Consider the following 18,574-nt stretch of genomic DNA (forward strand, 5'->3'; position numbering starts at 1 on the left):
ATTAACCTGCTAATTCTGTCTGCATATTGCGGGCCGGATCACAGCCTCAAGGGGCCAGTGCCAGCACCTCTGCCACCCACTGCTGGAATCCCTCAACGTCAAGATCCAGCGCAACCTGCGCATTTGCCGGATGCCCCAAGCGCCCTTCGATGTCCACCACCGTCGTACCCGAGGTATATTCGCCCTGGGTTTCAACCGCCACGAAACACGGCTGCAGGGTAAACAGTTCCGGGCGCACCAGCCAGGCAATGGCACACAGATCGTGCATTCGCAGCCCCGTATTCATACTGCCGCTACGGTAATGGCTAAACAGCGCATGCAGCATTTTCCCCGTCTGGTTAAGTTGGGGGAGCGTCGCCAGATAGTCCGGGGCAAGCATAGCCTGATTAGTGACATCCAGCCCACACATCACAATCTCCAGCCCGCTCTGGAAGACTTTCGCGGCGGCCTCGGGATCGATAGCAATATTAAACTCGGCGTTGGGTGTGAAGTTCCCGCGTCCGGCAGAGCCGCCCATAATCACCAGACGGTGAATGTTGAATACGCATTCAGGATAATGGGTCAGCAGCAGCGCAATGTTGGTCAGCGGGCCAATTGCCACCAGCGTCACGGGCTGCGGGGCATGCATCAGCGCATCGCGAATCGCCTGGAAGGCGGGTTTTGCCATCGCCTGCCGGTCGTGCTCGACAAATTCATACCCTTCCATACCGGACTCGCCGTGCACGGAAGCGGCATCACACAGCGGTCGCACCAGCGGCATTGATGCTCCCTGCGCCAGCGGAACATCCGCATTCCAGAAGTGCAGCAGTTGCAACGCATTACGGGTGGTTTTTTCCACCGACACATTGCCTGCTACCGTGGTCATCAGTTGCAGATCCAGCTCAGGGGCAAACAGCGCGGCGGCAATGGCCGCGGCATCATCAATGCCGGGATCGGTATCAAGAATGATCGGTAAGCGCATGGTTTCTCCATAAAAAATGCCAGACGTTAAGTCTGGCATCTTCTCATAATCGTAACCGGAAAGACTTACTCTACTTCACGAACATCCACACGCAGCTCTTTCGGCACTTCGAAAACGATGTTCTCTTCGCGGCCTTCCAGTGGGATCGCTTCCCCACCGCCAAGCTCTTGCAGGCGAGCAATCACGTTTTGCACCAGGATATCCGGCGCCGAGGCTCCGGCCGTCACGCCCACACACTTCGCTTCTTTCACCCACGCTTCCTGAATGTCGGTCGCATCGTCAATCAAATACGCCGCTTTCCCCATTCGCTGGGCCAGTTCAGCCAGACGGTTGGAGTTAGAGGAGTTCTTCGAGCCGACCACCAGCACAACATCAGCCTGTTCCGCCAGCGCGCGAACCGCTTCCTGACGGTTGGTGGTGGCATAACAGATATCGTCTTTGCGCGGCCCGACAATTTTCGGGAAGCGTTGACGCAGCGCATCAATAACGTCAGAAGTGTCGTCAACGGAAAGCGTTGTCTGCGTCATGAAGGATAATTTTCCTTCATTTTTCACATTCAGTTTCAGCACATCATCCGGTGATTCAACCAGATACATTCCCCCTTGCGGGTTGCTGTACTGGCCCATTGTGCCTTCGACTTCCGGGTGCCCGGCGTGCCCAATCAGAATGGATTCTTCGCCACGACGACTGGCGCGGGCAACTTCCATATGCACTTTCGTTACCAGCGGGCAGGTCGCATCAAAAACCGTGAGGTCACGGCCTTTGGCTTCGTTACGCACCGCCTGAGATACGCCATGAGCGGAGAAAATCAGGATCGCGCCATCCGGCACTTCGCTGATTTGCTCGATAAAAATAGCACCGCGCTCGCGCAGGCTATCCACCACATAGCGGTTATGCACCACTTCGTGACGGACATAAATCGGCGCGCCATAAATAGCCAGCGCGTTTTCCACAATGCTGATAGCGCGGTCTACGCCAGCGCAAAAACCGCGCGGGTTGGCCAACAGGATCTGCATTTTACGCCTCCAGTGCCGGTTCGACTTCCAGCACTTCAATATCAAAATGAACGGTATGCCCGGCCAGCGGATGGTTGAAATCAACCGTGATCGAGTCACCGTTGATTTCGCGGATCACGCCAGGCATCTCACTGCCGTCCATTGCGGTAAAGAGCATGATAGCGCCAATTTCTGGCTCACCCGCGTCCATAAATTCCCGACGCGAGAAATACTGAATTAAGTCCGGACTTGACACGCCAAAGGCGGCATCCGGTTCCAGAGCAAAAGTGGTTTTATCACCTTCTTTTAGCCCCAGCAGGTGTTGTTCCAGTCCTTCAGACAGAGAACCGTCGCCCAGGCGAAACAGCGCAGGCTTGCCGTTATTGCGGGTTGACTCTGCGGTGGAGCCATCGTCGAGCTTAAGGGTGAAGTGCACCAGCACCGCACTGTTACTCTGTACTGATTTAGACATGCAGGTTGCTCTTTAAAATTGCTGCCGCTTGTTTGCCCGGTGGCGCTACGCTTACCGGGCAAACAAGGATCGCAGTATATTGTAGGCCGGATTAGCATAGCGCCATCCGGCATTTTTTTATGCGGCTTTTTTCTCTTTCGACGGCAGGAAGCCTTCGAGAACAATCAATGCCGCGCCGATACAGATAGCAGTATCGGCCAGATTGAAGGTCGCGAAATGCCAGTCGCCGACGTAAAAGTCAATCATATCAACCACGAAGCCGTGCCACAGGCGGTCGAACAAGTTGCCCAGCGCACCGCCAATGATTAACGCATACGCGATGTTGTTCAGCTTTTGCGTCGCCTTCGAGCGATACATCATCACCATCAGGATGACGCAAATACCGATGGCGATGCCGGCAAAGAACCAACGTTGCCAGCCGCCGCTGTCGGCTAAGAAGCTAAACGCCGCACCATAGTTACGCGCGTAGTGCAGATTAAGCGACGGAAACAGCGACACTGTATCCCCCAGAGCAAAGTTCTGGAGGATCAGGTATTTGCTGCCTAAATCGATAATCAGCACGACTACCACCAGCCACAGCCAGCGTAGTCCTGTTGAACAAAGAGGCTTACTCATCAGGCAAACTTACGTTGTTCGCCATCACCGGCGATGTTGCTGACACAGCGTCCGCAGATATCTGCATGTTCCGCCACCTGGCCGACGTCGGTAGTGTAATGCCAGCAGCGCGGGCATTTCTCACCTTCGGCTTTGCTCAGTACGATTTTCAGACCTTTGAGCAGTTCGCTCTGCTGAGCATCAGCAGGAGCCGCTGCATAATCCGCAACCGTCGCACCAGAGGTCAGAAGTACAAAACGCAACTCTTCGCCCAGCGCGGTCAGTTTCGCCGCCAGCTCAGGTTCAGCGTACAGGGTCACTGCAGCCTCCAGAGAACCACCGACTTTCTTATCCGCACGCGCCTGTTCGATGACTTTGTTCACTTCGCCACGCACTTTCAACAGCTCGTCCCAGAAGGCATCGTTCATCGCTTCGGTTTCGCCTAAGCCAAACAGACCTTCGTACCATTCACCGGTAAAGACATACTTCTCACGATCGCCCGGCAGGTAGCCCCAGATTTCATCGGCGGTGAAGGACATGATCGGCGCCATCCAACGAACCAGCGCTTCAGCGATATGGAACAGCGCTGTCTGGCAGCTACGACGCGCCACGCTATCCGCTTTCGCGGTGTACTGACGGTCTTTGATGATGTCGAGGTAGAACGAACCCATTTCGACGGAGCAGAAGCGCATCAGGCGCTGTACCACTTCGTGGAAATCATAGGCTTCATAGGCTTTCAGGATTTCGTCCTGCGCCGCTTGCGCACAACCTACCGCCCACCTGTCCAGCACCACCATCTCTTCCGGTTTCACCATGTCTTTAACCGGATCGAACCCATTCAGGTTAGCCAGCAGGAAGCGCGCGGTGTTACGGATACGACGATAGCTGTCGGCAGCACGTTTCAGGATTTCGTCAGAAACAGCCATTTCACCGGTATAGTCGGTTGAAGCCACCCACAGACGCAGAATATCCGCGCCCAGTTTGTTCATCACATCCTGCGGAGAAACGGTGTTACCGATAGACTTGGACATCTTACGGCCCTGACCATCAACGGTGAAACCGTGAGTCAGTACCTGGCGATAAGGTGCTTTGCCTTTCATGGCGGTGGAGATCATCAGAGATGACATGAACCAGCCACGGTGCTGGTCAGAGCCTTCCAGATACATATCTGCCGCATGGCCTGCAAACTCAGGACGTACGTCCACGACGGAGGAGTGGGTTGAACCAGAGTCGAACCACACGTCCAGCGTATCCGGGACTTTGACATACTGGTCAGCTTCGTCACCGAGGATATCTTTCGGATCGAGATCCCACCACGCCTGGATGCCGTCAACTTCAACGCGTTTAGCCACTTCTTCCATCAGTTCGATAGCGCGCGGATGCAGCTCTTCGGTGTCTTTGTGAACAAACAGAGACATCGGCACACCCCACGTACGCTGACGGGAGATACACCAGTCAGGACGGTTGGCAACCATCGATTCAATACGCGCCTGGCCCCAGTCCGGGATCCACTGCACGCCTTTGATCTCTTTCAGGGACTGCGCGCGCAGGCCTTTCTGATCCATGCTGACGAACCACTGCGGCGTCGCACGGAAGATGATCGGTGACTTGTGACGCCAGCAGCATGGGTAGCTGTGCTGCATCTTCTCAACGTGCAGCAGCGCGCCTTTTTCGCTCAGCAGCGCAACGATTTTGTCGTTGGCTTTAAAGACGTTCACGCCGTCCAGATCCGGGTAAGTACCCGCCAGGTATGCGCCGTCCGGGCCAACCGGGTTAGCGATTTCCAGACCGTATTTCTGGCTGATGACGTAGTCATCCGGACCGTGACCGCCAGCGGTATGAACCGCACCGGTACCCGCATCCAGCGTAACGTGATCGCCAAGGATAGCTGGTACATCAAAGCCCATAAACGGATGGGTAAAGCGCAGCAGTTCCAGCTCAGCGCCTTTAACGGTGCCGAGAATGGTGTATTCAGCCGCGCCAATACGCTGCATGACGCTTTCAACCAGATCTTTCGCCAGAATCACAGCCTGGCCGTCAATCTGCACCAGCGCATAGTCAAAATCAGGTGCCAGAGAGATTGCGCGGTTCGCCGGTAACGTCCACGGGGTAGTGGTCCAGATAACCAGAGAGATCGGGCCGTTGACGTCAGAAACGCCAAATTTCGCTTTCACCGCGTCCTGATCGGCGGCGTGGAACGCCACGTCGATGGACGGGGAGGTTTTGTCATAATACTCAACTTCCGCTTCCGCCAGCGCGGAACGGCAGTCAACGCACCAGTGCACCGGCTTCGCACCTTTGTGCAGGTGACCGTTACCGATGATTTTACCCAGCGCACGAATGATGTTGGCTTCGGTTTTGAAGTCCATGGTCAGGTACGGATGCGACCAGTCGCCCAGTACGCCAAGACGGATAAAGTCTTTACGCTGACCGTCAACCTGGGTCGCTGCGTATTCGCGGCACTTGGCACGGAACTCAGCGGCGGTAAACTTCTCGCCCGGTTTGCCGTATTCCTGCTCTACTTTCAGCTCGATCGGCAGACCGTGGCAGTCCCAGCCCGGAACGTAAGGCGAGTCATAACCCGTGAGTCCTTTGGACTTCACGATAATGTCTTTCAGAATCTTGTTAACCGAGTGACCAATATGAATGCTGCCATTCGCATAAGGAGGGCCATCATGCAGAATGAAGGTTTTTTTGCCTTTTTTGGCCGCACGAATGATGCCGTACAGGTCATCATCAGTCCAACGCGCCAGCATTCCCGGTTCGCGCTTGGCGAGATCGCCGCGCATCGGGAACCCTGTTTCCGGCAAATTCAGGGTTGATTTATAGTCACTCATCAGATTCTCGGTTCCGTATTTAAAACTCGTATAGGCATTAAGCCGGTTTTGTTAGCCCAAAAAATTCACGGGCAGTCAACTCATCACGCGCAATCTGCGCTTTTAGCTCATCCAGCGAGGCAAATCGCTGTTCACTGCGTATTTTTTTACGCAGTACTACATCTATATGGCGACCATACAGGTCCATTACAACGTCCAATAGATGCACTTCCAACTGTTGGCGTACGCCTGCTACCGTCGGGCGGGTGCCGATGTTGGCGACGCCGGGCAACGGTTTATCGCCCAGTCCCATCACTTCAACCGCATAAACCCCTTTCACCGGAGAAACCTGGCGACGCAGCGGTAAGTTTGCCGTCGGAAAACCGATGGTGCGCCCTAATTCATCACCGTGAACGACACGTCCTGAGATAGTAAAAGGATGCCCAAGCAGGCTTTCGGCCAGTTGCAGGTTATCTTCTGCCAGCGCCTGACGTACCGCAGTGCTGCTAATGCGCACACCGCCTTCGCAGAAGGTTTGGGTGCTGGTGATATCAAAACCATACTCAGCGCCCGCTTCCTGTAATAACAAGAAATCGCCCGCACGGCTAGCGCCAAAGCGGAAATCATCACCAACGGCAAGAAATTGTACACCAAGGCGCTTAACCAGCAGATCGCTGATGAAGGTCTGCGCCGTTAATGCCGCAAAGCGCCTGTCAAAACGCACGCACAGCACGTAGTCCACGCCGCATTCCGCCAGATAACGCAGTTTTTCGCGCAGGCGAGTGAGGCGCGCAGGTGACTTGTCGGTCGCAAACAGCTCTAGCGGCTGCGGCTCGAAAATCATCACCATCACCGGTAAATTGCGTTTGCGCCCTTCTTCCCGTAAACCCTGCAGCAACGCACGGTGGCCACGGTGCACGCCGTCGAAATTACCAATAGTCAGCACACACCCATGCGGGGCCTGACTGAGATTATGTATGCCTCGTATCAGCTTCATGTCTGGCTCAAAACAGTGAAAATCGTGAAAGTATACCCTGTACCGCGGTCAACGTTAACCGGCGATTGTTTCTACGAAACAGAAAGAGGATTGTTTTCATTGTTATGAAACAAATTGCAGACCTTCATGGGCACGCCAATGCAATTTTTCTCGTGGAAAAGCTGTATTCACGCCACGCAAGCTGGTAGAATCCTGCGCCATCACTACGCAACGAGTGCTGCAATTTAAACGGCGCTTATTTGCACAAATCCATTGACAAAAGAAGGCTAAAAGGGCATATTCCTCGGCCTTTGAATTGTCCATATAGAACACATTTGGGAGTTGGACCTTGGCTAATATCAAATCAGCTAAGAAGCGCGCCGTTCAGTCTGAAAAGGCCCGCAAGCACAACGCTAGCCGTCGCTCTATGATGCGTACTTTCATCAAGAAAGTATACGCAGCTATCGAAGCTGGCGACAAAGCTACTGCACTGAAAGCATTTAACGAAATGCAACCAATCGTGGACCGTCAGGCTGCTAAAGGTCTGATCCACAAAAACAAAGCTGCACGTCATAAAGCAAACCTGACTGCACAGATCAACAAACTGGCTTAATCACCTGCTTGTTGTCGCTTTGTGAAAAAACCCGCGCAAGCGGGTTTTTTTATGCCTGCTATCTGACGTTTTTCTCTTTAGCCACTGATGTTGTTCTCGCTCGTTCACGCTCTTCCTGACCAGCCTGTTTTTTCAGCTCTCCCATCCTCAGTCGCGTCGCGTAATACTTGAAAGTTATTTTCTTTCACTGTTTTCCTTTTTTTATTTCATTATTAATAAAACTGTGACCACCTTAGCAAATAGAAACATCGTTCATTCAAAAACGAATAAACGCAATCCTGATGTAAGATTTGATAATTGATTGCCGCGGTAGGGTTAACTACTTTTCATGTACACCTTACTCACTCATTTTAATCTGAGGATAAATTCAGTAACGACATAAAAATAATATTTAAAACTTGCTTGGAAAGTAGAAGCTGTTTTTCTGGGCGTATCGTTCCAGTATCGGAGTTATTATTATGAGTTCTGTTATTGAGGATACCCAGTCATGCGGGTCAACATCATTATCTTTACTACAGCGTATTAGCTACGGCTCTTTGGATGTGGCGGGTAATCTGCTGTATTGTTTCGGTTCAACTTACATTTTATATTTCTACACAGACGTTGCAGGTATTAGCCTCGCTGTAGCAGGCGTCATCCTGCTGCTGGCGCGTATTGTCGATGGCATAGACGCCCCCATATGGGGGATCATCATCGATAAAACGCGTTCGCGTTACGGTAAATGCCGCCCCTGGTTTTTATGGTTGCCATTACCTTTTGCCGTATTCAGCGCCCTGTCATTTTGGTCTCCTGATATCAGTATGACCGGAAAAGCTATCTATGCAGCAATATCTTATATGATTGCTAGCATTCTATTTACCGGACTTAATACACCACTCAGTGCAATATTACCTCTGATGACCTTATCTCCTAAGGAAAGACTGGTTTTAAATTCCTGGCGAATGACCGGTGGGCAGGTTGGGGTTTTATTAATGAATGCGACTGCACTGCCGTTAGTTGCTTTTTTAGGTAACGGAAATGATCATGCGGGTTTTATTTATACGGCGATTATATTTGCCGTAATATCCTGTTCGCTAACGCTTTTCGCCTTTAAAAATATCCGTGAAATGGATACGGATAAAATTCAGCAAGAACCTAAATTGCCGATGAAAAAGAGTTTTGCGGCAATGAAAGGCAACTGGCCATGGATCCTGATGGTGCTGGCAAACCTGATCTTCTGGATTGCCCTACAACAACGCTCCACAACGATTGTCTACTATCTGACCTACAATCTCGACCGCAAAGATCTGGTTCCGCTGATTAATAGCCTGGCGACAATTCAGATCCTGTTTATCATCGCTATCCCCTTCTTTAGCAAATACCTGGCTAAAACATGGATATGGGTAGGCGGTCTGCTGGTCGCCGCGCTTGGCGGCGTCATGATGTGGCTGGCAGCAGATAACATTCCTTTTCTCATCGCCGCCTGGATACTCGGCAATATCGGCAGCGGTATCGCCTGCTCAATGCCGTTTGCCATGCTGGGCTTCGCCGTCGATTTCGGTGCCTGGAAGACGGGTATTAAAGCTACCGGCATTCTTATCGCCTTCGGCAGCACCTTCTGCATCAAGATGGGTAGTGGCCTCGGTACCGCTTTCGCTGCCTGGATCATGAACTGTTTTGGCTATGTCCCCAACCATGCCCAGAGTGCTGCGGGTCTGGAGGGAATTACCTGGGCCTTTATCTGGGCACCCGCCCTACTCTTCGCGCTCGCAGCGATCCCACTACTTTTCTTTCGTAAATACGAAGCGATGGAAGAGAAGATTCGCCACGATCTGGAAACCATCAACTAAAAACGATCTTTACCTTCACCCTCGAAATATGGGAGGCAAAACCATGCCATTTATGCAACATGACCCGCGTCGCCTGGTCTGGCAGCAAAACGATCGCTATTTATGGATTGAACCCTGGGGCGAGAACAGCCTGCGCGTACGCAGTGGCCGTCATCTGCCGGTAATGAGAAATGAAGACTGGGCATTGACTGAGCCAGTCGCAGAAAGCCACTGCCACATTGATTATGAGCAACACCAGGCGACGCTGACCAACGGCAAAATTATCGCTATCGTCAATCAAAAAGGACAAGTGACCTTTTACCGTCATCCACACAAACCTCTGTTGCAGGAGTTCTGGCGCTTGCGGGGCGAAATTGGCGAGGATGAATCTTCTCACGGCCAGTACGTCAGCGCACTCAACCTTGAAGGGCGCGAATTCCGACCTATTCAGGGTGGGAAATATTCACTTAAAGCCCGCTTCGAAGCCACCGAAGGGGAAAAAATTTATGGTATGGGGCAGTATCAACAGGCTAACCTGGATCTCAAAGGATGCGTTCTTGAGCTGGCGCAACGTAACTCCCAGGCCTCAGTACCGTTTATGCTCTCCAGTCTGGGCTACGGATTTTTATGGAACAACCCGGCAGTCGGGCGCGTAACCTTTGCCCACAACGTTACCGAATGGGAAGCACAGGTCAGCGAACAGCTGGACTACTGGATCACGGCTGGCGATACCCCGGCAGAAATTAGCCGGGCTTACGCGCTGGCTACCGGCACACCGCCGATGATGCCGGACTACGCCATGGGATTCTGGCAGTGCAAACTCCGCTATCGGACGCAGGAAGAGCTGCTGGAGGTTGCCCGCGAATATAAGCGCCGCAATCTGCCTATCTCGGTGATCGTTATCGACTTCTTTCACTGGCCGAATCAGGGTGACTGGATGTTCGATGCACGAGACTGGCCCGATCCTGATGCCATGATTGCCGAGCTGAAATCGCTGGGAATTGAGCTGATGGTCTCCGTCTGGCCGACGGTGGATAACCGCACCGAAAGCTATCGGGAGATGCGCGAAAACGGCTGGCTGGTACAAACGGAACGTGGCTTGCCGATCAATATGGATTTCCTCGGCAACACCACTTTCTTTGATGCTACCCATCCGGGTGCGCGGGACTACGTCTGGGGCAAAGCCAAACGCAACTATTATGATAAAGGCGTGAAGCTATTCTGGTTAGACGAAGCCGAACCTGAGTTCAGCGTTTATGACTATGACAACTATCGCTACCATGCCGGGCCGGTACTGGAAGTGGGCAATATCTACCCGCGAATGTACGCCAAAACCTTTTTTGATGGCATGAAAGCCGATGGTGAAGATAAGGTTATCAACCTGCTACGCTGCGCCTGGGCCGGCAGTCAAAAGTACGGCGCACTGGTCTGGTCAGGTGATATTCACTCCTCGTTTAGATCGCTACGCAACCAGTTTGCCGCCGGACTCAATATGGGAATCGCGGGGATCCCGTGGTGGACGACGGATATCGGTGGTTTTCATGGCGGTAATATTCACGACCCACATTTCCATGAACTGCTGATCCGCTGGTTCCAGTGGGGCGTATTTAGCCCGGTGATGCGTCTGCACGGCAACCGCGATCCGCAGATTTTACCGGAACAACCGTACCGGGATGGCATCGCCCAGTGTCCTACCGGTGCACCGAACGAAGTCTGGAGCTACGGTGAGGACGTGTGCGACGTACTGACGGGTTGCCTGGCGTTGCGAGAGAAACTGAAGCCCTATATCAAAGCGCTGATGGAGGAAACCCATAAGCACAATACGCCAGTGATGCGCCCCCTGTTTTTTGATTTCCCCGAACAGGAAACAAGTTGGGCAATCACCGACCAGTACTGTTTTGGTCCTGACCTGCTGATTGCCCCCGTAATGCATGAAGGCATGCGCGAACGTGATATCTGGCTACCGGAAGGGGAAACATGGACGGATCTTACGACCGGCGAGAGTTATTCGGGAGGGCAAACGTTGCACTATGCCGCGCCATTGAACAAAATTCCGGTATTTATCCGCGAAGGTGGGCAGTATCGTAGCTTATTGAGGCTATAGCATGAAACCGGCTGCGGGTGAGTACCGCAGCCGGAAGTATTACGGTAAGTATGTCTACTGTGGCTTGAACAATGCCGAGTAGTCCGCATTGCAAATACGCTGCACCGCCGGATGCTGGATCATTCTTTCCGCAAATATGGCGTGATACTCTTCCATCACATTTTCTACGCGTCCAATTTCAACAATAGAATCATCGGCATAGAAATTGTGCGAATACAGAGTAGGTGCAACAAAAATAGCATTATGCGTTGCGCCAAACGCTTTCATCAGCGCAGCGTCATCAAACTCACCGAGGATTTCGACATTCAATCCTTGTGAGTTGATCCAGTTCAGCAGCTTACGTCCGAGCATCGAACGGCGCCCTGGGATCAGCAACCGACGCTCTTCAAGACAGGCCGGGAATGGTTTCTCAGGCAGCGGTTTGGTGCACCAAAAACTCACGCTGCATTCGCCTATCCGCACTGAGAACAACCCTTCCTGCTGCGTAGAATCAATCGGACAGTCGGAGATAATCATATCCAGCTTATGCTGGCTGAGTTGATCCAACAGCATCTCGTGCGTTGACTCAAAACAACGCAGATGGATTTGTTCATCTTCAACCACAGCGGCATCCAGTACGCTGCTGACCAACTGCTTCGATAGCGCATCCGCCACGCCAACATCGAACAGTAAATTAGACTCTTTGCGGTAGTTCACGATATCCAGCATTTCCTGGCTTAACGTGAACATTTTGTCCGCATAGCGAAAAACTAATTCACCTAACTCACTGGGCTCCAGTCCACGCCCCTTCCGCTTAAACAATTTTCCCTGTAAGCGTTCCTCAAGCGCTTTAATCTGCCCGGTAATGGTCTGCGGTGTCAGATAAAGCGCTTCTGCTGCACCAACCACTGACCCTTCTTTATAGACATGCCAAAAGTAGTACAGATGGTTGTAATTTATATGAGACATACTCTCTCCCTGAAAATTGTCACGAAAGGGTTATCCCGTCAGGCTGATGCGTTCAACCGGGCACGTAACCAGCAGTAACCTATCACTGCCGACAACAAGGAGCCGATCAGGATCCCCAGTTTCGCCCAGTTAATCAGCTCAGGATCGACGTTGCCAAACGCCAGGCTGGCAATAAAAATCGACATCGTAAAGCCAATACCGCAAAGAATACCGACCGCCATAATCTGCTGGAAATTCGTTCCTTCCGGCAATTGCGCCACCTTGAGGCGTAACGCCAGCCAGCAAAATAGACTGATACCCAACGGCTTACCGATCAACAAACCCGCAATGATCCCCAGCGGTAATATCGAGGTCAGTCCATCAATAGTGACGCCCTGCAGCGAAACGCCCGCATTGGCGAAGGCAAACAGCGGCAGGATAAGATATGCCACCCATGGATGCAGAACATGCTCCAGTCGCTTCGCCGGTGAACGTCCGTGTTTTTCCTTCAACGGAATGAAGAAGCCCACGATCACGCCCGCCAGAGTTGCATGCACGCCAGACTTCAGTACGGCAGTCCACAGCACTACGCCGACCAGAATATAAATACCGGTGCGTCTCACTCCGCACAGATTCAATCCTGCCAAAACAAGGATTGCGCACGCGGCAACGCCCAGCGACAGCAGCGAGAGGTCGCTGGTATAGAACAGTGCGATGATGACGATAGCGCCGAGGTCATCAATAATCGCCAGCGCCATCAGGAAGATTTTCAACGCCAGAGGTACACGGCTGCCCAACAACGCCAGCACACCTAACGCAAAAGCGATATCCGTTGCCGCCGGGATCGCCCACCCTTCACGGGTGATGGGATCGGCATAGTTGAATGCCAGGTACAGCAGCGCCGGGACAATCATGCCCCCGATAGCAGCAATGATCGGGAACGCCGCCTGACGCAGACTGGCCAGCGAACCTTGCATTAACTCGCGCTTTACTTCCAGACCAATCAACAGGAAGAACACCGCCATCAACGCGTCGTTGATCCACAGCAGCATATTTTTGTTGATCTCAAGCGCGCCAACCCGCAGTTGAACGGGCGTTTCCAAAAAGGCGTGGTACCATCCACTGGTAACCCCGATATTTGCCATCAGCATAGCGACCACGGCTGCGATGATCAGAATGATGCCCCCCGAGGCGTCACTACTAAAAAAACGATGCAGATGTTTCACTTTTATTCTCTCTATTGGGTGAATACTTCGTAAATACTATCTTACACCCTCAAAAAGCTCGTTAAAATTAGATTATTTGTGATTGATAGATCGGTTTTTACGATCTATACAGAGAAAGCCGATGAAGATTTTCCGAGCGGAAAACAGAAATAAAAAAGCCTGAGACTTTTCAGTCCCAGGCTTTTTATTCGAGATAAAACTGCGAATTAGCGCGTCAGATCGTCAAAAAACTTCTTCACACCGTCGAAGAAACTTTTGGAGCGCGGACTGTTTTGTTCGCCGGTCGGGCCGCCAAAGCTGTCCTGCAAATCTTTCAGCAGTTGCTTCTGCTTGTCGTTCAGGCCAACTGGGGTTTCAACCACCACGCGGCACAGCAGGTCGCCCTGAGCGCCACCGCGTACAGACTTGACGCCCTTTCCACGCATGCGGAAAAGTTTGCCAGTTTGCGTTTCGCCCGGAATTTTTAGCTTCACGCGACCATCCAGCGTCGGGACTTCAATCTCGCCGCCCAGCGCAGCCATCGCAAAGTTAATCGGTACTTCGCAGTACAGGTTATTGCCTTCACGTTCGAAAATTGGGTGCTGTTTTACCTGCACCTGAACGTACAAATCACCTGCTGGCGCACCATGTTCACCGGCTTCACCTTCGCCCGCTAAACGAATGCGGTCGCCGGTATCAACCCCTGCAGGGATCTTAACGGACAGCGTTTTGCTTTTCTCAACGCGACCATGACCGTGGCATTTGTTGCACGGATCTTTGATCAGCGTACCGCGGCCCTGACAGTGTGGACAGGTCTGCTGTACGGCAAAAAAGCCCTGACGCATCTGTACCTGACCAGAACCGTGACAGGTTGGACAGGTCTGTGGCTGAGTACCTGCCTTCGCACCGCTACCGTGGCAGACGTCACACTCTTCCAGAGTCGGAATACGGATCTCTTTGGTGACGCCACGCACGGCTTCTTCCAGAGTGAGATCCATGTTGTAACGTAAATCAGCACCACGTGAGGCGCGCTGACGACCACGACCGCCGCCAAAGATATCGCCAAACACGTCACCAAAGATATCGCTGAAGTCAGCCCCGCCGCCAAAACCGCCGCCGCCGCCCATGCCGCCTTGCTCAAACGCAGCATGACCGTACTGATCGTAAGCCGCACGTTTTTGCGCATCGGTCAGGATTTCGTACGCTTCTTTGATCTCTTTAAACTTGGCTTCGGCCTCTTTATCACCCTGGTTGCGGTCCGGGTGATATTTCATGGCCAGGCGCTTGTAGGCCTTTTTGATTTCACGCTCTTCCGCTGATTTGGAAACGCCTAAAATCTCGTAATAGTCTTGCTTAGCCATCTCTTTTTATCTGCCCCTAACATGCGTGCACGGGCGGAGAGGAAACCTCTTCGCCCGTGCCAGTAATTACCCGTTCAAAGGGCGATTATTTTTTGTCTTTCACTTCTTCAAACTCGGCGTCGACAACGTCGTCATCTTTCGCGTTGTTTGCAGAAGCATCAGCGCCTGCTGCACCAGCCTGCTGCTGTGCGTGCTGCTGCTGAGCGATTTCCATCAGTTTCTGGGAAACCTGTGCCAGCGCCTGCATTTTCGCTTCGATATCCGCTTTGTCTTCGCCTTTCAGAGAAGTTTCCAGCGCGGTCAGTGCAGACTCGATGGCAGTTTTGTCGTCAGCCGGCAGTTTGTCGCCTGCTTCTTCAACCTGCTTACGAGTGCTGTGCAACAGATGGTCACCCTGGTTACGAGTCTGAACCAGCTCTTCAAACTTACGGTCAGATTCTGCGTTCGCTTCTGCTTCGCGAACCATTTTCTGAATTTCTTCTTCGTTCAGACCAGAAGAAGCCTTGATGGTGATCTTCTGCTCTTTACCGCTGTTTTTGTCTTTCGCGGAAACGTGCAGGATACCGTCGGCATCGATGTCAAAAGTAACTTCGATCTGCGGCATACCGCGCGGAGCCGGGCTGATACCATCCAGGTTAAACTGACCCAGATCTTTGTTATCAGCGGCGCGTTTACGTTCACCCTGCAGCACGTGGATGGTTACCGCAGACTGGTTGTCTTCAGCGGTAGAGAACACCTGGCTGTGCTTGGTCGGGATAGTGGTGTTTTTCGCGATCAGTGGAGTCATCACGCCACCCATGGTTTCGATACCCAGAGACAGCGGGGTAACGTCCAACAGCAGCACGTCTTTCACATCACCGGTCAATACACCACCCTGAACGGCAGCACCGATTGCCACTGCTTCGTCCGGGTTAACGTCTTTACGCGGCTCTTTACCGAAGAACTCAGCAACTTTCTTCTGTACCATCGGCATACGAGTCTGACCACCGACCAGGATAACGTCCTGAACGTCGGAAACAGACAGACCAGCATCCTGCAGAGCAACTTTCAGCGGCTCGATAGAACGGTTAACCAGGTCTTCAACCAGGCTTTCCAGTTTCGCACGGGTCACTTTGATGTTCATGTGTTTCGGACCAGTCGCGTCTGCAGTAATGTACGGCAGGTTCACGTCGGTCTGCTGAGCGGAAGACAGTTCGATCTTCGCTTTCTCAGCGGCTTCTTTCAGACGCTGCATCGCCAGCGGGTCATTACGCAGATCGATACCCTGATCTTTCTTAAATTCGTCAACCAGGTAGTTGATCATACGACTGTCGAAGTCTTCACCACCCAGGTGGGTATCACCGTTGGTTGCCAGAACTTCGAAAGTTTTTTCGCCGTCAACTTCGTCGATTTCGATAATAGAGATATCGAAAGTACCACCACCGAGGTCATAAACCGCGATAGTACGGTTGCCGACTTCTTTATCCAGACCGTAAGCCAGTGCCGCTGCGGTCGGTTCGTTGATGATACGTTTTACTTCCAGACCTGCGATACGGCCAGCATCTTTGGTTGCCTGACGCTGAGCATCGTTGAAGTATGCAGGTACGGTGATAACCGCTTCAGTTACCGGTTCGCCCAGGTAATCTTCAGCCGTTTTCTTCATTTTTTTCAGCACTTCAGCAGAAATCTGCGGCGGTGCCATTTTCTGACCTTTTACGTCAATCCATGCATCACCGTTGTCAGCACCGATGATTTTGTACGGCATGATGGCTTCATCACGCTGTACTTCTTCGTCCTGGAAGCGGCGGCCAATCAGGCGTTTAATCGCAAACAGGGTGTTTTGCGGGTTTGTCACTGCCTGACGTTTAGCCGGCTGACCAACCAGAGTTTCACCATCCTGGGTATAAGCAATGATAGAAGGCGTGGTGCGATCGCCCTCGGCGTTCTCCAGCACACGTGCAGTAGTGCCATCCATAATCGCTACACAAGAGTTGGTAGTACCCAGGTCGATACCAATAATTTTACCCATCTAAACGTCTCCACTAAAAATTCGGTCATCATGTGGTTGTGAATCTGTAATAAGGGCGAAACGTGCGGTTTCAACTACCCTGAATCGTTTTTTTTCAGACTCACCACTGCGGTTGTCTACAAGATGGGGTCGTAACCCACGTCATCAAGGGGGGCATGAAAATTTTTTTTAGCACAGTGGCGATAAAATTAAGGTAACAAGGCAGAAAGGCAAAAAAACGAATAGTTTCCAATCAAAAACAATTCACAAAACAAATCAAAACCAGCACGGCCATTCATGTGAAAATTGTAATAAAAAGAAAAGATTACGACCATGAAACGGTTTCCCGTCGGCGGTAAGATGGTCTGATGTCACACACTTTTACAGCCGTCAAAGAGAAATTCCATGAAATCCGTGTTAACCCTTTCAACCAGCCTGCTTATGGGCCTGCTGCTGAGCAGCGCTGCGCACGCTAACGATCATAAAGTTCTGGGTATGATTGCGATGCCCCGCAATGCAACCAACGACCTCACGCTGAGAATTCCCGTTTGCCGGGTGGTGAAGCGCATTCAGCTCACCGCCGATCGCGGTGATATTAAACTTAACGGCGCATCCGTCTACTTCAAAGCAGTACGCACTTCCAGCCAAAGCCTGAACGTCCCGTCATCCATTAAAGAGGGACAAACGACCAACTGGATCTCTATTAATAGCGACAACGACAATAAACGCTGCGTGTCTAAAATCACCTTCTCAGGCCAGTCAGTAAACTCCTCTGACATGGCAACGCTGAAAGTTATTGGCGACGATTAATTCTGCACATTTTGATTCAGAAGCCATAGAAAACATGCGGGGCAGACACGCGGTTGATGTGAAAGCCATTGAACTGGAATAACCACTGCCGCGCCCATGAAGCAGCGCCATCTGGCGATGGGTATTTCTCACCAGATCGTCCACCAAATCCCTCAGTTCCCGGTGGTACTTCAAATCGTCTGTCTTAGCAAAATGCTCAACCATGCATAAGCGTGATGCCCATCACAGGGAAAATAATTCATTTTCCCTTCGTTAGATCATAGACAGTGCCCTCTCCCCTGATTATCATGCCGCGCCCCGAAGACAGTGATCGTTATTTGGGGAAACTATTTCACCATTCAATCAATGATGATTTTGAGGAATTATGGGCAACACTAAGTTGGCTAATCCGGCACCGCTGGGCCTGATGGGCTTTGGCATGACCACCATTCTGCTTAACCTGCACAACGCGGGTTTCTTCGCCTTTGACGTTATTATTCTGGCGATGGGCATTTTCTACGGCGGTATCGCGCAAATATTTGCCGGTCTGCTGGAATATAAAAAGGGCAATACCTTCGGTTTAACCGCCTTTACCTCCTACGGTTCGTTCTGGCTGACGCTGGTTGCAATCCTAATCATGCCGAAAATGGGCCTGGCGGATGCAACCAATGGTCAGTTCCTGGGCGTATACCTGGGTCTGTGGGGCGTGTTCACACTGTTCATGTTCTTCGGCACGCTGAAAGCTAACCGCGCGTTGCAGTTTGTCTTCCTGAGCCTGACAGTGCTGTTCGCACTGCTGGCGGTCGGCAACATTGCAGGTAACGAAGCGATCATTCACGTTGCTGGCTGGATTGGCTTAGTGTGTGGCGCAAGCGCCATTTACCTGGCGATGGGTGAAGTGCTGAACGAACAGTTTGGCCGTACCATCCTGCCGATCGGTGAAGCGCACTAATCTGACGCTATCCC

General features: G+C 52.0%; 15 protein-coding genes and 1 pseudogene. 5 read left to right on the top strand and 11 right to left on the bottom strand.

Annotated features, from left to right (window positions below):
- Positions 1 to 46 precede the first annotated feature (46 nt).
- From rihC to JQN59_RS27010, 7 genes and pseudogenes are all read right to left on the bottom strand, one after another.
- Positions 47 to 961, bottom strand: a complete 915-nt coding sequence (rihC, locus tag JQN59_RS19530) for a ribonucleoside hydrolase RihC (protein WP_149607603.1) — start codon at positions 959 to 961, stop codon at positions 47 to 49.
- Between the two features lie 65 nt (positions 962 to 1,026).
- Complete coding sequence (gene ispH, locus JQN59_RS19535; RefSeq protein ID WP_003018925.1) at positions 1,027 to 1,977, bottom strand: 4-hydroxy-3-methylbut-2-enyl diphosphate reductase; 951 nt, start codon at positions 1,975 to 1,977, stop codon at positions 1,027 to 1,029.
- A 1-nt stretch (position 1,978) separates the two neighbouring features.
- Complete coding sequence (gene fkpB, locus JQN59_RS19540) at positions 1,979 to 2,428, bottom strand: FKBP-type peptidyl-prolyl cis-trans isomerase (protein WP_003018929.1); 450 nt, start codon at positions 2,426 to 2,428, stop codon at positions 1,979 to 1,981.
- Between the two features lie 117 nt (positions 2,429 to 2,545).
- On the bottom strand, positions 2,546 to 3,043 hold the full coding sequence (gene lspA, locus JQN59_RS19545; protein ID WP_003018932.1) for a signal peptidase II: 498 nt from the start codon (positions 3,041 to 3,043) through the stop codon (positions 2,546 to 2,548).
- Positions 3,043 to 5,859, bottom strand: coding sequence for an isoleucine--tRNA ligase (gene ileS / locus JQN59_RS19550; protein WP_003829724.1), 2,817 nt, complete (start codon positions 5,857 to 5,859; stop codon positions 3,043 to 3,045). Before ileS ends, lspA begins: the two co-directional genes overlap by 1 nt.
- Before the next feature lie 37 nt (positions 5,860 to 5,896).
- A complete protein-coding gene (gene ribF / locus JQN59_RS19555; protein ID WP_003829725.1) occupies positions 5,897 to 6,835 on the bottom strand; it encodes a bifunctional riboflavin kinase/FAD synthetase in 939 nt (312 codons plus the stop codon).
- Positions 6,836 to 6,842: 7 nt separating this feature from the next.
- A pseudogene (locus tag JQN59_RS27010) lies at positions 6,843 to 7,058 on the bottom strand (DUF2575 domain-containing protein).
- Positions 7,059 to 7,163: 105 nt separating this feature from the next.
- On the opposite strand from JQN59_RS27010, the gene rpsT reads away from it, so the two are divergent.
- The 3 genes from rpsT (at position 7,164) to JQN59_RS19570 (ending at position 11,339) form a co-directional block, all read left to right on the top strand.
- Positions 7,164 to 7,427 carry a 30S ribosomal protein S20 gene (rpsT, locus tag JQN59_RS19560; RefSeq protein WP_003018940.1) on the top strand — a complete coding sequence of 88 codons (264 nt, stop codon included), beginning with the start codon at positions 7,164 to 7,166 and terminating at the stop codon, positions 7,425 to 7,427.
- Between the two features lie 458 nt (positions 7,428 to 7,885).
- Complete coding sequence (locus tag JQN59_RS19565) at positions 7,886 to 9,256, top strand: MFS transporter (protein ID WP_149607602.1); 1,371 nt, start codon at positions 7,886 to 7,888, stop codon at positions 9,254 to 9,256.
- A gap of 43 nt (positions 9,257 to 9,299) precedes the next feature.
- Entirely contained in the window at positions 9,300 to 11,339 is a 2,040-nt protein-coding gene (locus JQN59_RS19570; protein WP_128316494.1) for a glycoside hydrolase family 31 protein, read from the top strand.
- Positions 11,340 to 11,393: 54 nt separating this feature from the next.
- Here JQN59_RS19570 and nhaR read toward each other — a convergent pair whose 3' ends face one another.
- From nhaR to dnaK, 4 genes are all read right to left on the bottom strand, one after another.
- Positions 11,394 to 12,287: a transcriptional activator NhaR gene (nhaR, locus tag JQN59_RS19575; RefSeq protein ID WP_032942332.1), complete on the bottom strand. Its 894-nt coding sequence runs from the start codon at positions 12,285 to 12,287 to the stop codon at positions 11,394 to 11,396.
- Positions 12,288 to 12,325: 38 nt separating this feature from the next.
- Positions 12,326 to 13,492, bottom strand: a complete 1,167-nt coding sequence (gene nhaA, locus JQN59_RS19580) for a Na+/H+ antiporter NhaA (protein ID WP_008786152.1) — start codon at positions 13,490 to 13,492, stop codon at positions 12,326 to 12,328.
- A gap of 206 nt (positions 13,493 to 13,698) precedes the next feature.
- The gene (dnaJ, locus tag JQN59_RS19585) at positions 13,699 to 14,832 is read right to left on the bottom strand and encodes a molecular chaperone DnaJ (protein ID WP_008786151.1); all 1,134 of its coding nucleotides are present in this window, start codon (positions 14,830 to 14,832) and stop codon (positions 13,699 to 13,701) included.
- Between the two features lie 85 nt (positions 14,833 to 14,917).
- Complete coding sequence (gene dnaK, locus JQN59_RS19590) at positions 14,918 to 16,840, bottom strand: molecular chaperone DnaK (RefSeq protein ID WP_003829739.1); 1,923 nt, start codon at positions 16,838 to 16,840, stop codon at positions 14,918 to 14,920.
- A 384-nt stretch (positions 16,841 to 17,224) separates the two neighbouring features.
- Here dnaK and JQN59_RS19595 point away from each other — a divergent pair, with 384 nt between their 5' ends.
- A complete protein-coding gene (locus JQN59_RS19595; RefSeq protein WP_008786150.1) occupies positions 17,225 to 17,629 on the top strand; it encodes a DUF2541 family protein in 405 nt (134 codons plus the stop codon).
- Positions 17,630 to 17,993: 364 nt separating this feature from the next.
- A complete protein-coding gene (gene satP, locus JQN59_RS19600; RefSeq protein WP_003829744.1) occupies positions 17,994 to 18,560 on the top strand; it encodes an acetate uptake transporter in 567 nt (188 codons plus the stop codon).
- The last annotated feature ends 14 nt before the right edge of the window (positions 18,561 to 18,574 follow it).

This window comes from Citrobacter sp. B72 (assembly GCF_016894305.1).
GTDB lineage: Bacteria > Pseudomonadota > Gammaproteobacteria > Enterobacterales > Enterobacteriaceae > Citrobacter > Citrobacter portucalensis.

What these genes read in the sequence shown, in the direction of transcription:
- nhaR (WP_032942332.1), bottom strand. Translation starts at nt 12,287, where the DNA reads ATGTCTCATATAAATTACAACCATCTGTACTACTTTTGGCATGTCTAT.
- ribF (WP_003829725.1), bottom strand. Translation starts at nt 6,835, where the DNA reads ATGAAGCTGATACGAGGCATACATAATCTCAGTCAGGCCCCGCATGGG.
- rihC (WP_149607603.1), bottom strand. Translation starts at nt 961, where the DNA reads ATGCGCTTACCGATCATTCTTGATACCGATCCCGGCATTGATGATGCC.
- ileS (WP_003829724.1), bottom strand. Translation starts at nt 5,859, where the DNA reads ATGAGTGACTATAAATCAACCCTGAATTTGCCGGAAACAGGGTTCCCG.
- dnaK (WP_003829739.1), bottom strand. Translation starts at nt 16,840, where the DNA reads ATGGGTAAAATTATTGGTATCGACCTGGGTACTACCAACTCTTGTGTA.
- fkpB (WP_003018929.1), bottom strand. Translation starts at nt 2,428, where the DNA reads ATGTCTAAATCAGTACAGAGTAACAGTGCGGTGCTGGTGCACTTCACC.
- ispH (WP_003018925.1), bottom strand. Translation starts at nt 1,977, where the DNA reads ATGCAGATCCTGTTGGCCAACCCGCGCGGTTTTTGCGCTGGCGTAGAC.
- JQN59_RS19570 (WP_128316494.1), top strand. Translation starts at nt 9,300, where the DNA reads ATGCCATTTATGCAACATGACCCGCGTCGCCTGGTCTGGCAGCAAAAC.
- dnaJ (WP_008786151.1), bottom strand. Translation starts at nt 14,832, where the DNA reads ATGGCTAAGCAAGACTATTACGAGATTTTAGGCGTTTCCAAATCAGCG.
- JQN59_RS19595 (WP_008786150.1), top strand. Translation starts at nt 17,225, where the DNA reads ATGAAATCCGTGTTAACCCTTTCAACCAGCCTGCTTATGGGCCTGCTG.
- satP (WP_003829744.1), top strand. Translation starts at nt 17,994, where the DNA reads ATGGGCAACACTAAGTTGGCTAATCCGGCACCGCTGGGCCTGATGGGC.
- JQN59_RS19565 (WP_149607602.1), top strand. Translation starts at nt 7,886, where the DNA reads ATGAGTTCTGTTATTGAGGATACCCAGTCATGCGGGTCAACATCATTA.
- lspA (WP_003018932.1), bottom strand. Translation starts at nt 3,043, where the DNA reads ATGAGTAAGCCTCTTTGTTCAACAGGACTACGCTGGCTGTGGCTGGTG.